At 72.0% G+C, this 12,983-nt stretch carries 14 protein-coding genes; 7 read left to right on the top strand and 7 right to left on the bottom strand.

What is annotated here, in order from left to right; translation table 11 throughout:
* The coding region (locus RWM17_RS03415) for an RNA methyltransferase (RefSeq protein WP_314101356.1) at positions 1-717 on the bottom strand (717 nt) is incomplete at its 3' end.
* Positions 718-1,008: 291 nt separating this feature from the next.
* Between RWM17_RS03415 and RWM17_RS03410 the strand changes: the two genes are divergently transcribed.
* A complete protein-coding gene (locus tag RWM17_RS03410) occupies positions 1,009-1,878 on the top strand; it encodes an NAD-dependent protein deacetylase (protein WP_314101360.1) in 870 nt (289 codons plus the stop codon).
* Positions 1,875-2,534: a histidine phosphatase family protein gene (locus RWM17_RS03405; RefSeq protein ID WP_314101353.1), complete on the top strand. Its 660-nt coding sequence runs from the start codon at positions 1,875-1,877 to the stop codon at positions 2,532-2,534. Before RWM17_RS03410 ends, RWM17_RS03405 begins: the two co-directional genes overlap by 4 nt.
* Here RWM17_RS03405 and RWM17_RS03400 read toward each other — a convergent pair.
* Both RWM17_RS03400 and RWM17_RS03395 read right to left on the bottom strand, forming a co-directional pair.
* Positions 2,531-3,652 carry a glycosyltransferase family 1 protein gene (locus tag RWM17_RS03400; protein WP_314101351.1) on the bottom strand — a complete coding sequence of 374 codons (1,122 nt, stop codon included), beginning with the start codon at positions 3,650-3,652 and terminating at the stop codon, positions 2,531-2,533. The two genes, RWM17_RS03405 and RWM17_RS03400, sit on opposite strands and share 4 nt — an antisense overlap.
* Positions 3,649-4,554 (bottom strand): alpha/beta hydrolase, encoded by a 906-nt coding sequence (locus RWM17_RS03395; protein WP_314101349.1) that lies wholly within the window; start codon positions 4,552-4,554, stop codon positions 3,649-3,651. The genes RWM17_RS03400 and RWM17_RS03395 overlap by 4 nt, the downstream gene beginning before the upstream one ends.
* Before the next feature lie 71 nt (positions 4,555-4,625).
* Here RWM17_RS03395 and treS point away from each other — a divergent pair, with 71 nt between their 5' ends.
* Positions 4,626-6,362, top strand: a complete 1,737-nt coding sequence (gene treS, locus RWM17_RS03390) for a maltose alpha-D-glucosyltransferase (RefSeq protein ID WP_314101347.1) — start codon at positions 4,626-4,628, stop codon at positions 6,360-6,362.
* Positions 6,363-6,443: 81 nt separating this feature from the next.
* Positions 6,444-7,154, top strand: coding sequence for a 3'-5' exonuclease (locus tag RWM17_RS03385; protein WP_233569040.1), 711 nt, complete (start codon positions 6,444-6,446; stop codon positions 7,152-7,154).
* 135 nt (positions 7,155-7,289) lie between these two features.
* Here the strand turns inward: RWM17_RS03385 and RWM17_RS03380 are convergent, their stop codons facing one another.
* From RWM17_RS03380 to glgA, 3 genes are all read right to left on the bottom strand, one after another.
* Positions 7,290-7,538, bottom strand: a complete 249-nt coding sequence (locus tag RWM17_RS03380; protein WP_043594989.1) for a type B 50S ribosomal protein L31 — start codon at positions 7,536-7,538, stop codon at positions 7,290-7,292.
* 137 nt (positions 7,539-7,675) lie between these two features.
* Positions 7,676-8,461, bottom strand: a complete 786-nt coding sequence (locus RWM17_RS03375) for an ABC transporter ATP-binding protein (RefSeq protein WP_314101342.1) — start codon at positions 8,459-8,461, stop codon at positions 7,676-7,678.
* Positions 8,462-8,471: 10 nt separating this feature from the next.
* On the bottom strand, positions 8,472-9,656 hold the full coding sequence (gene glgA, locus RWM17_RS03370; RefSeq protein WP_314101340.1) for a glycogen synthase: 1,185 nt from the start codon (positions 9,654-9,656) through the stop codon (positions 8,472-8,474).
* 47 nt (positions 9,657-9,703) lie between these two features.
* On the opposite strand from glgA, the gene RWM17_RS03365 reads away from it, so the two are divergent.
* Both RWM17_RS03365 and serB read left to right on the top strand, forming a co-directional pair.
* Entirely contained in the window at positions 9,704-10,945 is a 1,242-nt protein-coding gene (locus RWM17_RS03365) for a glucose-1-phosphate adenylyltransferase (RefSeq protein WP_146900896.1), read from the top strand.
* A gap of 100 nt (positions 10,946-11,045) precedes the next feature.
* A complete protein-coding gene (gene serB / locus RWM17_RS03360; RefSeq protein ID WP_314101337.1) occupies positions 11,046-11,684 on the top strand; it encodes a phosphoserine phosphatase SerB in 639 nt (212 codons plus the stop codon).
* 78 nt (positions 11,685-11,762) lie between these two features.
* Here serB and fabG read toward each other — a convergent pair whose 3' ends face one another.
* Positions 11,763-12,473 (bottom strand): 3-oxoacyl-ACP reductase FabG, encoded by a 711-nt coding sequence (gene fabG / locus RWM17_RS03355; protein WP_314101336.1) that lies wholly within the window; start codon positions 12,471-12,473, stop codon positions 11,763-11,765.
* 126 nt (positions 12,474-12,599) lie between these two features.
* On the opposite strand from fabG, the gene RWM17_RS03350 reads away from it, so the two are divergent.
* A complete protein-coding gene (locus tag RWM17_RS03350) occupies positions 12,600-12,941 on the top strand; it encodes a DUF3099 domain-containing protein (RefSeq protein ID WP_314101334.1) in 342 nt (113 codons plus the stop codon).
* Positions 12,942-12,983: the final 42 nt, after the last annotated feature.

The raw sequence follows: 12,983 nt of genomic DNA, 5'->3' as shown, positions 1-12,983 counted from the left end.
AACGTAATCAGTCTGGGCAAGTGTGCTCTTTTTGAGGCCGTCCCCCTCGGTGCCGAGCAGCAGCGCGACGCGCTCGGGGGCGGAGGCGGCGTACTCGTCGAGGGGCACGGCGTCGTCGGCGAGGGCGAGGGCCGCGACCTCGAAGCCCGCGGCGCGGAGCAGCTCGGCGCCCCGGGGCCACTCCGGGAGGCGCGTCCACGGCACCTGGAGCACGGTGCCCATGCTGACGCGGACGCTGCGCCGGTACAGCGGGTCGGCGCACCGGGGAGTGACGAGCACGGCGTCCGCGCCGAGCCCGGCGACCGCCCGGAAGATGGCGCCCACGTTCGTGTGGTCGACGATGTCCTCCAGCACGACGACCCGTCGCGCGCCCTCGAGGAGCGACTCGACGCTGGGCAGCTCGGGGCGGTGCATCGCCGCCAGGGCGCCCCGGTGCAGGTGGTAGCCGGTCAGCGTCTCGAGCAGGGCCGCGTCGCCGACGAAGATCTCGCCGTCGAGGTGCGCGACCAGGGGCTCCACGTCGGCCAGCCAGCGCTCGGTCATCAGCACCGAGCGGGGCACGTGCCCGGCACGGAGCGCGCGCTCGATCACCTTGCTCGACTCGGCGATGTAGAGCCCTCCCTCGGGCTCCGAGACGCGGCGCAGCGCCACGTCGGTCAGCCGGGCGTAGTCCGCGAGGTCGGGGCGGTCGAGGTCGGTGATGCGGGTGATGCGCACGGCGCTCCAGGGCAGGACGTCCGGTCGGCGACGAGGCGGGAGGCGACGCGGGAGGACGAGGGGGCAGGGACGAGGTCCAGGCTAACGTCCGGGGAACGAATCGCCAGGCCTCGCCGTTTAGGCTGACGTCGACCCGATCCGGAGGTCGACCGCCCCGAAGGAGGCCCCACCGTGACTGACCCGGCCACGCCGCCGGCCGCAGCCGGCCCCGCCGGGCCGGCCCGCGCCTCCTCGGTGCCTGCCTCCTCGGCGCCTGCCTCCTCGGCGCCTGCTCCTGAGGGGCGCACCTCCCTGACCACCGTCGGCGACGCCCTCGAGGCCGCGGTCGCGGTCCTGGCCGGCCGTCGCGTCGCGGTGCTCACCGGTGCCGGCATCAGCACCGACTCCGGCATCCCCGACTACCGGGGAGCCGGGGCGCCCCCGCGCAACCCCATGACCTTCCAGCAGTTCCTCTCCAGCGAGCGGTACCGCAAGCGCTACTGGGCGGGGAGCCACGTCGGCTGGAAGACGTTCCGGGCGTCCGCGCCCAACGGCGGGCACCGGGCCCTCGCCGAGCTCGAGCGCGCCGGCGTCGTCAACGGCGTCGTCACCCAGAACGTCGACGCGCTGCACGAGCGCGCGGGGTCGCGGCGCGTGGTCGACCTGCACGGCACCGTCGACCGCGTGCTCTGCCTCACCTGTGGCCAGTCGTTCGCCCGCGACACCGTCGCCGCCCGCCTCGCCGGCGACAACCCCTGGATCGACGAGCCCGAGAGCGTCCGCCTCGCCCCGGACGGCGACGTCGAGGTCGACGACATCGACGCCTTCGTCGTCCCCGCGTGCACCGTCTGCGGCGGCATGCTGAAGCCGGACGTCGTCTTCTTCGGGGAGTTCGTGCCCGTCGAGCGCTTCGCCGAGGCCCGGTCGCTCGTCGTCGGCGCCGAGGCGCTGCTGGTCGTGGGGTCGTCGCTCGTCGTCAACTCCGGCATCCGGCTGCTCGACCAGGCCACGCGCCGCAGGCTCCCCGTGGTGATCGTCAACCGGGGCGAGACGAAGGGCGACTCGCGGGCCGCCGTGAAGATCGACGCCGGGACGACCGAGACCCTGGCCGCCCTGGCCGAGCGCCTCGTGCCGGCGGCCCGCACCGCGGCGGCGACAGGCCCTGCCGGAGGAGCACGATGACCCTGCTCTACCTCGTCCGCCACGGCGAGACCGACTGGAACCGCGCCCGCCGCATCCAGGGCGCGACCGACATCCCGCTGAACGACCTCGGGCGTGCCCAGGCCGCCGAGGCGGGAGACCTGCTCGCCCGCCGGTCGTTCGACCGGGTCGTCGCGAGCCCCCTGTCGCGCGCCGCCGAGACCGGCTCGATCATCGCCGCCCGGCTCGGGCTGCCCGCGCCGGAGCTCGTCCCGGCCGTCGCCGAGCGCCGCTACGGCGACGCCGAGGGCCTGACCGGCAGCGAGGTCGAACGGCGCTTCCCCGCCGGCACGCCCGTCCCGGGTCGCGAGGGCCGTCGCGAGCTCCTGGCCCGGGTGCTGCCGGCCCTGGTCGAGATCGCCCGCTCTGCCGGCGACGTGGACGACGGTGGTGCGGCCGGCCGCGTCGTCGTCGCGACGCACGGTGCCGTCATCCGCGCCGTGGTGACGCACGTCGCGGGCGACGACGTCCTGCACCTCGGGACGCCCATCCGCAACGGCTCCGTCCACTCGTTCGAGCTGCTCGACGGCGCCCTGGTGCTCCGCGAGTTCGACGACCCGATCGAGGTCGAGTCCGAGCGCGCCGGCACGTCCTCCCTCGGCTGGCAGAACGCACTCGAGCGCCCCGCCGCCGACTAGTCGCTGCGGCTGCGGCTGCGCCTGCGCCTGCTCCGGCGGCGCGGCGCACCGCCGGTCGTCCGGAGCAGCTCGAGCAGCACCTCGGCCGAGGCCGCCCAGCTGAAGCGGGCCGCCTGCTGCACCGACGCGGCCGACCGTGCCGCCCACTCCCCCTCGAGACGGCGCACCGCCGCCGCGATCGACGAGGGCGACTCCGGGTCGAAGTACAGGGCCGCGTCGCCGCCGATCTCGCGGAAGATGGGGATGTCGCTGACGACGGCGGGAGTGCCGAGGGCCATGCCCTCGACGAGCGGGATGCCGAAGCCCTCCGCCCGGCTCGCCGTCACGACGGCGGTGGCGCCCAGCAGCACGTCGCGGTACTCCTCGTCGCTCGCCCCGTCGTGGAACACCAGCGAGCCCGCAGGGGCGAGGGCCGTCAGGGAGGCGCGTTCCCGGTCGGACACGCGGCTCATCAGGTGCAGTCGATGTCCGTCGAGCAGGGGCAGCGCCCTGGCGAGCGCAGCCACGTTCTTGTAGGGCATGAACGACCCCATGTAGACGAGGTCGCGGTGCTCGGGCGCCGTGCGGGGCCGTGCGTCGGCGACCGGGTCGGCCGCGTTCGAGACGACGGTGACGGGGCGCCGTGTGAGCCGGTGACGGGTCATCTCGTCGCGGGTCGTCCGGCTGACGGTGACGACCGCGTCGGCTCGGTCGAGCAACATCCGCTGGGGCCACCAGGCCAGGTGGTAGAGCCGCCAGAGCAGGCGCAGCGGCAGGGCGAACTCGGGCGGCGGCGTGCGGTTCGTGTAGTAGATGAGGTCGTGCAGGGTCAGCACGAGCCGGTGGCGGCGCCCCCACGAGCCCATCGTCTGCATGGGCGACCACACGACGTCGGGGCGGGCCGCCGCGACCTGCAGCGCGACGAGCGGCTCGCGCGGGCTCGTCGGGTCGCTGACGAGCAGGTGCGGCAGGTCGGGCAGCTTGTCGAGCTGGCGCAGGTCGGAGACGAGCATCGTCAGCTCCACCTCGTCGTCACCGCGGGCGAGCTCGGCGAGAGCGCCGACGACGCCGGCGGTGAACCGGCTGATGCCGTCGTGCCGCCCCGTGCGGACGTAGCGGCAGTCGACCGCGACCCTCACGCGACGAACCCCTGGATCGCGGCGGCCGCCTCCTGCGGCTTCTCGTAGTGGATCAGGTGCCCCACGCCGTCGATCACGGTGAGGCGCGCGTCGGGGAACAGCGCCCGCAGCTCGTGCTGGGCGGGCAACGCCGTGATGTCGTCGCGGTCGGCCGCGATCAGCAGCGTCGGCACGGCGACGCGCGCCGCGTAGCTGCTGACGTCGCTCGACACGGAGGCGCGGAACGCGTCGAGCACGACGCGCCGGTCCGCGAAGCGCGAGAAGTACGAGTCGTGCTGGTCGTGGATCCACCGCCGGAGGGCCCCGTCGCGGGTCTTGACCATCGCGAGGCTCGTGAACCGCACGACAGCCGCATTCTGCAGCACGGACAGCCCCGTGGCCTCGGGGAGGGCAGCCCCGGCCCAGTAGTAGAAGACGGCGAAGCGGGTCACGACGCCACGAGGACCGGAGAGCGCCGGCGCGGCGATCGGGTTGACGAGCACGAGCCGGGAGGCGCGGAGCCCGTCCGCGAGGGCGGCGGAGGCGACGATCGACCCGAACGAGTGCCCGAGCACGACGACCGACTCGTCGATCCCGACGGCGGCCGCGAACGCGGTCAACCAGGCGGCGTAGGCGGCGACGCTGTGCTCGCCCTCGAGAGGCGTCGACTCGCCGAAGCCCGGCAGGTCGGGCATGACGACCCGCACGCCCGTGAGGTGGGCGACGACCGGCTCGAGGCCGTGGTGGTCGCCGCGGAAGCCGTGCACCGCGAGCACGACCGGGCTGTCGTCGTCGGTGCCCGGCGTGTCGTAGGTCCACCACGCGGTGTCGCTGCCAGCGACACGGACGACGTCCTCGCGCACCGCGACGGACTCGAGGAGGCGCCGGTACGGCGACGGGACACGGGGCTCTCTGACGATCACGGGCCGAGTCTACGGAGGCGGTCCTGGCGGAACGCGCGCGCTCGGCCGTCGGCCGTCCTAGAGTTGGCCGGGTGAGCTTCACTGCCCCCATCCAGCAGCCCGGTCTGACCCTCGATCCCGCATGGCACCGACGTGCCGTGTTCTACGAGGTGATGGTCCGCTCGTTCGTCGACAGCAACGGCGACGGCGCCGGCGACCTCCAGGGGCTGCTCTCGCGGCTCGACTACCTGCAGTGGCTCGGGGTCGACGCCCTGTGGCTCCCGCCGTTCTTCCAGTCGCCCCTGCGCGACGGCGGCTACGACATCGCCGACTACAAGGCGATCCTGCCGGAGTTCGGCACCCTCGACGAGTTCCGCGACCTCGTGACGAAGTCGCACGAGCGCAACATGCGCATCGTCATCGACATGGTGCTCAACCACACGTCGGACCAGCACGAGTGGTTCCAGCAGTCCCGCGAGGACCCCGAGGGCCCCTACGGCGACTTCTACGTCTGGCGCGACACCGACGAGGAGTACTCGAACATCCGCGTCATCTTCGTCGACACGGAAGAGTCGAACTGGACCTTCGACCCCGTGCGCCGCCAGTTCTTCTTCCACCGCTTCTTCTCGCACCAGCCCGATCTGAACTTCGAGAACCCGGCCGTTCAGGAGGCCGTCTTCGACGTCGTCCGGCACTGGCTCGACCTGGGCGTCGACGGCCTGCGGCTCGACGCCATCCCCTACCTCTTCGAGACGGAGGAGGGCAACGGCGAGGGCGAGCCCGCCACCCATGAGTTCATCAAGCGGCTCCGTCGCATGGTCGACGACGAGTTCCCCGGCCGCGTGCTCATCGCCGAGGCGAACCAGTGGCCCGCCGAGACGGCCGCCTTCTTCGGCACCGAGGAAGAGCCCGAGTGCCACATGGCCTTCGACTTCCCGGTCATGCCCCGCATCTTCTACTCGCTGCGGGCGCAGAACGGCTCGGAGCTGAAGCGCATCCTCTCCGAGACCACCGAGGTGCCGCCGGGCGCCGCATGGGCCGTCTTCCTCCGCAACCACGACGAGCTGACGCTCGAGATGGTGAGCGAGGAGTACCGCCAGGCGATGTACGGCTGGTACGCCTACGACCCGCGGATGCGCTCGAACATCGGCATCCGTCGCCGCCTCGCTCCCCTGCTCGACAACTCCCGGGCGGAGCTCGAGCTCGTCCACGCCCTGCTGTTCGCGCTGCCCGGCAGCCCGTTCCTGTACTACGGCGACGAGATCGGCATGGGCGACAACATCTGGCTGCCCGACCGCGACTCGTCGCGCACGCCGATGCAGTGGACGCCCGACCGCAACGCCGGCTTCTCGACGGCCGACCCGGGCAAGCTGTTCCTGCCCGTCGTGCAGTCGCTCGTCTTCAACTACAACCTGGTCAACGTCGAGAGCCAGCTGGCCCAGTCGCGGTCGCTGCTGCACTGGGTGCGGAACGTCATCCACGTCCGCAAGGCGCACCCGGTGTTCGGGCTCGGCACCCTCGAGGTGGCCGAGACGGACCAGGAGTCGGTGCTCGCGTTCGTCCGGTCGTACGAGGGCGAGGGCACCCAGTTCGGCGCCTCCGCCGAGGACGTCCTCTGCGTGTTCTCGTTCGCGCACAACCCGTCCGCCGTCACCGTCACGGCACCGCACCTCGCGGGCCGGACGCTCTTCGACCTCTTCGGCGGGGCCCAGTTCCCGTCGTTCGACGACGAGGGCAAGGTCACCATCACGCTCGGCACGCAGCAGTTCTTCTGGCTGCACGTCGGCGACGTGCCCGCCGCGCCGGCTGCTGTCGGCGGCGCCTCCTAGGCTCTGAGGGTGAGCCAGACCGACCCTGCCGAGACCGTGCCGTCCACTCCCGTCCTCGACTCCCCCGCTGCGGCGGGTGACCTGCCGTCGGCGTGGTGGAAGGCACTCGGCGTGTTCGACCTGGAGACGACCGGCATCGACGTCGAGACGGCCCGGATCGTCACGGCTCACGTCGGCCTCATCGACGCGACGGGCGCGACGGTCGCGCACGGTGAGTGGCTGGCCGACCCCGGCGTCGAGATCCCCGAGCAGGCCAGCGCCGTGCACGGCATCTCGACGGAGCGCGCGCGGGCCGAGGGGCGGCCCGCCGCCGAGGTCGTGGCCGAGATCGTCGCCGCTGTCAGGGCGGTCTTCGCCCGTGGCGTGCCGCTCGTCGTCTACAACGCGCCCTACGACCTGACCCTCCTCGACCGCGAGGCGCGTCGGCACGGCATCGAGCCCCTCGGCGAGGTCGGCGAGATCGGCTGCGTCGTCGATCCGCTCGTCATCGACAAGGCCGTCGACCGCTTCCGCAAGGGCAAGCGCACCCTCGAGGCCGCCGCCGGCGTCTACGGCGTGGTCCTCGACGACGCGCACGACGCCGGTGCGGACGCCGTGGCTGCGGGTCGCGTCGCCCAGGCGATGGCCAAGCGGTACCCCGACCAGCTCGACGTGCCGACCACCGACCTGCACGACCTGCAGGTCGGCTGGTGCTCGACCCAGGCGGCGTCGTTCCAGGAGTACATGCGCCGCAAGGACCCCACGTTCACGACGTCCGGCGAGTGGCCGCACCGCTCGCTGCCCGCCTCCTGAGTCGGACGGCCTGGCCGCCGCCTGAGTCAGACGGCGCGGCCGCCTCCCGCGGCGCCCGCGCAGACGACGAGAGGCGGTCCACCGGGGTGGACCGCCTCTCGCGGTGACCAGGGGCTGTGCCCTGGCAGGTGCTGCCTACTTGCCGAAGTTCTTGTAGCGCGAGTTGAACTTCTCGACGCGACCGGCCGAGTCGAGGATGCGCTGCTTGCCCGTGTAGAACGGGTGCGACTCGGACGAGATCTCGACGTCGATGACCGGGTAGGTCTCCCCGTCGAGCTCGATGGTCTTGTCGCTCGTCGTCGTGGAGCGCGTGAGGAACGTGGCGCCCGATGCGAGGTCGCGGAAGACGATCTGCTTGTACTCGGGGTGGATGTCGGTCTTCATGAGAGTCCTAGGTCTAGCGGTGGATGGTGGTGTGAAGTTCGAGGAGGCGCTGCGCACGCATGCGCAGGACCAGCTGTCAACGATACCAGACGCGCGGCCCCGATCCGAGGAACGAACCGTCCGGCGACGTGGACCCGTCAGCGGGCGGCGCGAGCCGTGTAGCGGCCGTCCTCCGAGGTGACCTCGAGCTCGACGCCGAAGGTGGCGCCGAGGGTCTCGGCCGTCACGACCTCGTCGATCGGGCCGGCGGCCACGACGGAGCCGTGGTCGAGGAGGAGCGCGTGCGTGAAGCCGCGCGGGATCTCCTCGACGTGGTGGGTGACCATGACGATGGCGGGGGCGCCCTCGGACTGCGCGTAGCCGGACAGCATCCGCAGCAGCTCTTCTCGGGCCCCGAGGTCGAGGCTCGCGGCCGGCTCGTCGAGCAGCAGGAGCTCGGGGTCGGTCATGACCGCACGCGCGATCTGGACGCGCTTCTGCTCACCGTCGCTCAGCTCGCCGAAGGTGCGCTCCGACAGGTGGTCGAGGCTCCACTCGTCGAGCACGCGGTGGGCACGACGCACGTCGACGCCCTCGTACTCCTCGTTCCAGCGGCCGGTGACCGAGTAGGCGGCGGTGAGGACGACGTCGACGACCTTCTCCTTGGCCGGGATGCGCCGGGCGATCGTCGTCGAGGCGAAGCCGATGCGCGGGCGGAGGTCGAAGAGGTCGACGGAGCCCAGGTCGCCGCCGAGCACCTCGGCGGTGCCGGAGCTCGGGTGGGTCTGTGCCGCCGCCACCTGGAGCAGGGAGGACTTCCCGGCGCCGTTCGGCCCCAGCACGATCCACCGCTCGTCCGAGTCGACGGTCCAGGTCAGCGAGTCGACGACGGGGACGCCGCCGCGGACGAGGGAGACATCGGTCAGCTGCAGGACGGTAGGCATGCTCGACAGCCTATCGACGCAGGGAGCCGTAGACCTGGAGGGTGCGGTCAGCGATCCGCGTCCAGGAGAACTCGCTCTCGGCGCGCATCCGGCCCGCCCGCCCCATCAACCGGGCGAGCGCCGGGTCGGAGACGACCTCGGTGAGGATGCGAGCGAGGTCGGCGACGAACTGGTCGGGGTCGAGTGGAGTCCCCGTGCCGTCCTGCGCCTGCTCGAGCGGGACGATGCGGCCGGTGAGGCCGTCGGCCACGACCTCGGGGATCCCGCCGGTGTCCGACCCGACCACAGGCACGCCACAGGCCATGGCCTCGAGGTTGACGATGCCGAGCGGCTCGTAGACGGACGGGCAGACGAAGGTCGTGGCGGCGCTGAGGACGGCGCTGAGCTGGTGACGAGGCAGGATCTTCTCGATCCAGACGACGCCGGTCCGCTCCTCCTGCAGTTCGCGGACCAGGCCGCTCACCTCCGCCATGATCTCGGGGGTGTCGGGTGCGCCGGCGCAGAGCACCAGCTGGACGTCCGCGGGCAGCAGCTTGGCCGCGCGCAGCAGGTACGGAAGGCCCTTCTGACGGGTGATGCGCCCGACGAAGACGACCGAGGGGCGATCGGGGTCGATGCCGAGCTCGCGCACCAGGTCGGCGTCGTCGACGCGCTGCCACGCCTCGAGGTCGATGCCGTTGTAGACGACGCTGACCTTCTGCTCGTCGATGCCGGGGTAGGAGCGCAGGATGTCGCGGCGCATCCCCTCGCTGACGGCGATCACGGCATCGGCCGTCTCGTAGGCCTGGCGCTCGATCCAGCTCGACACGCGGTAGCCGCCGCCGAGCTGCTCGGCCTTCCAGGGGCGGAGCGGCTCGAGGCTGTGCGCCGTGAGCACGTGCGGCACGTCGTGCAGCATCTGGGCGAGCTGGCCGGCCGCGTTCGCGTACCAGGTGTGGCTGTGCACGATGTCGGCGCCCGCCACGTCCTGGGCGATGCGGACGTCGGTGCCGAGGGTGCGGAGCGCACCGTTGACCTGGGCGAGCTCGGCCAGGTCCGGGTAGCCCGTCGTGTCGGGCTCGGGGTCCACGTCGCCGAAGGCCCGGACCTGCACCTCGATCGACTGCCTCAGCGCCTTCGCGAGCTCGACGACGTGGACGCCGGCGCCTCCGTAGACGTTCGGCGGATATTCCTTGGTGATGACATCGACTCGCACGAGCATCACCGTAGTCGTGCACCGGAGAAACGTGCCATTCTGGCCCCATGGCATCAAAGAAGATCTTCGGCATCGTCCTGGCCGGGGGCGAGGGCAAGCGCCTCATGCCCCTGACCGCTGACCGGGCGAAGCCCGCCGTCCCGTTCGGCGGCAACTACCGCCTCATCGACTTCGCGCTCTCGAACCTCATCAACTCGGGCCTGCGTCAGATCGTCGTGCTGACGCAGTACAAGTCGCACAGCCTCGACCGCCACGTCTCGCAGACCTGGTCGATCGAGGGGCTGCTCGGCGCGTACGTCGCCTCCGTGCCCGCACAGCAGCGCCTCGGCAAGCGCTGGTTCGCCGGCAGTGCCGACGCCATCCTCCAGAGCCTCAACCTGCTCCGCGACGAGAAGCCCGACATCGTCGTCGTGGTCGGCGCGGACCACGTCTACCGGATGGACTTCGAGCAGATGGTGGAGGCGCACATCGCCTCGGGCGCCGGCGTCACCGTCGCGGCCATCCGCCAGCCGATCTCGCTGGCCGACCAGTTCGGCGTCATCGAGGTGGACCCCGACGACCCGACGCGCATCGGCCGGTTCCTGGAGAAGCCGAAGGACGCCACGGGACTGCCCGACTCCCCCGACGAGATCCTCGCGTCCATGGGCAACTACGTCTTCGACGCCGACGTGCTCATCGACGCGGTGCTCCGCGACGGCGAGAAGGCCGACTCGGACCACGACATGGGCGGCGACATCGTCCCCGACTTCGTGTCCCGCGGCGACGCTGCCGTCTACGACCTGAACCGCAACGAGGTGCCCGGCTCGACCGAGCGCGACCGCTACTACTGGCGCGACGTCGGCACCATCGACTCGTTCTACGACGCGCACCGCGACCTGATCTCGGCCCTGCCGATCTTCAACCTCTACAACACCGACTGGCCGATCTTCAGCCAGCAGCTCAACTCCCCGCCGGCCAAGTTCGTCCGCGACGGACTGGGCAACCTCGGCACGACCATCGACTCGGTGGTCTCGCTCGGATCGCTCCTCTCGGGTGCGCACGTCGAGCGCAGCGTCCTCGGTCCGTGGTGCACCCTCGACTCCGGCTCGCGCGTCGTCGACTCGATCGTCTTCGAGCGGGCCCACATCGGGCCGAACGCGACCGTGAACAGGGCCATCCTCGACAAGGACGTGGTCATCGCCGAGGGGGCCTCCGTCGGCGTCGACGCCGAGGCTGACCGCGCCAGGGGCTTCACGGTGACGCCCTCGGGCATCACGGTCGTCGGCAAGGGCGTCCGCGTCGACCAGTAGCCCCTGTCCCGCCGCCGACGGCGCCGCCGCCTCGTCCTCCTCGTGACGAAGGATGACGGCGCCGTCCGGCCGTCCGCCGGCCGGACACTAGGGTGATCGCGTGCCCCGCTTCCTGACCGTCCTCGACGTCGACTCCACGCTCATCGAGGACGAGGTCATCGAGCTCCTCGCCGACGCCGCAGGTGCGCGGGACGAGGTCGCCGCCATCACCGAGCGCGCGATGGCCGGCGAACTCGACTTCGCCGAGAGCCTGCACGCGCGCGTCGCGACCCTGGCGGGGCTGCCCTCGACGGTGTTCGCCGAGGCCGCGTCCCGGATCCGCCTCACGGCCGGCGTGCCCGAGCTGGTCGCCGGCCTGCACGCCCACGGCAGCGTGATCGGCGTCGTCTCGGGCGGGTTCCACGAGGTGCTCGACCCGATCGCGGAGAGCCTCGGGCTCGACTTCTGGCGCGCCAACCGGCTCGAGGTCGTCGACGGCGCCCTGACCGGGCGGGTCGACGGTCCGGTCGTCGACGCCGCGGGCAAGGCCGCCGCACTCCGCGAGTGGGCCGAGGAGGCGAGGGTCGCCCCTGCCCACACGGTCGCGGTCGGCGACGGGGCGAACGACCTGCTGATGATGGACGCCGCGGCGCTCTCGGTGGCGTTCAACGCCAAGCCCCGGGTGCGCGACCACGCGGACCTGGTCGTGACGCACTGCGACCTGTCGCAGGTCCTGCCGCTGCTCGGCCTCCGCGGCTGAGCAGGCGGTCCGGGCCTGGACCTGGGCCTGGCGACGCGTCGCTCGGCGACGTCGCGGTGCAGTGAGGCCGCTGTGGCCCTAGTGGCCCATCCCGAGGCCGCCGTCGACCGGCACGACTGCGCCGGAGATGTAGCCGGCGTCGTCGCTCGCGAGCCACGCGATCGCCTTGGCGACCTCCGAGGCCGTGCCGAAGCGTCCCGCGGGGATGCTCTTCTTGTAGCCGGCCTGCTGCTCGTCGGGCAGGACGGCCGTCATGTCGGTCTCCACGAACCCCGGGGCGACGACGTTGGCGGTGATGCCGCGGGCGCCCACCTCCCTCGTCAACGACCGCGCGAAGCCCACCAGGGCCGCCTTCGACGCCGAGTAGTTCGCCTGGCCGGCGCCGCCGAGCAGGCCGACGACGCTCGAGACCAGGACGATGCGACCGAACCGGGCCTTGAGCATGCCCTTGGAGGCGCGCTTGACGACGCGGAACGCCCCGCCGAGGTTCGTGTCGACGACCGAGGTGAAGTCCTCCTCGGTCATGCGCATGAGCAGGCCGTCCTTGGTGATGCCCGCGTTGGCGACGACGACCTCGACCGGGCCGAGCTCGGCCTCGACGGCGGTGAAGGCGGCGTCGACGCTCGCGGCGTCGGTCACGTCGGCGACGACCGTGAAGCTGCCCTCGGGGCCCTGGCCGCTGCGTGCGGTGACGGCGACGCGGTGGCCCTGGGCGACGAACTCCTCGGCGATCGCGAAGCCGATCCCTCGGTTGCCGCCGGTGACGAGGACGGTGCGGGGGGTGGTCATGATGGTGCTCCTCGGTGTGGGCGTCAGGGGTGCTCGGGTCCGTGGACCGCGTGCCAGCCTACTGTCGGACGCCGGGATTACGATCTAGTCAACCGCCGACCCTCGGCGTCCCGAGCCCGTGAGGCCATGAAGACATCCACCCCGATCACCACGCTCCCCCCGTCGCCCGCCGACGATCGCCATGCCCGCATGCGTCGGTACCTGCTGGCCACGGGCATCCGCATCGTCTGCATCATCTTCTGCTTCGTCATCCCGCTCAGCTGGTGGACGCTCATCCCCGTCTTCGGTGCCGTCGTCATCCCGTACGTGGCCGTGGTGCTGGCCAACGTCGGCCACGAGAGCGGTCAGGACGTCGAGCGGCCCGGGGGCCTCGAGGTCTACCGGGGGCCTCAGCAGCCGTGGACTCCCCCGGCCCCCCACGACCCGGACGACGACCCCGTCGTCGGCTCGGACGGAGTGCCCCGGTGATGCTCGGCCTCGGGCAGCAGGGCCCTGGCGACGTGCAGTGCT

This window comes from uncultured Frigoribacterium sp., assembly GCF_963515265.1.
In the GTDB taxonomy this organism is placed as follows: domain Bacteria; phylum Actinomycetota; class Actinomycetes; order Actinomycetales; family Microbacteriaceae; genus Frigoribacterium.
This window is presented reverse-complemented; position numbering and strand designations above follow the sequence as displayed.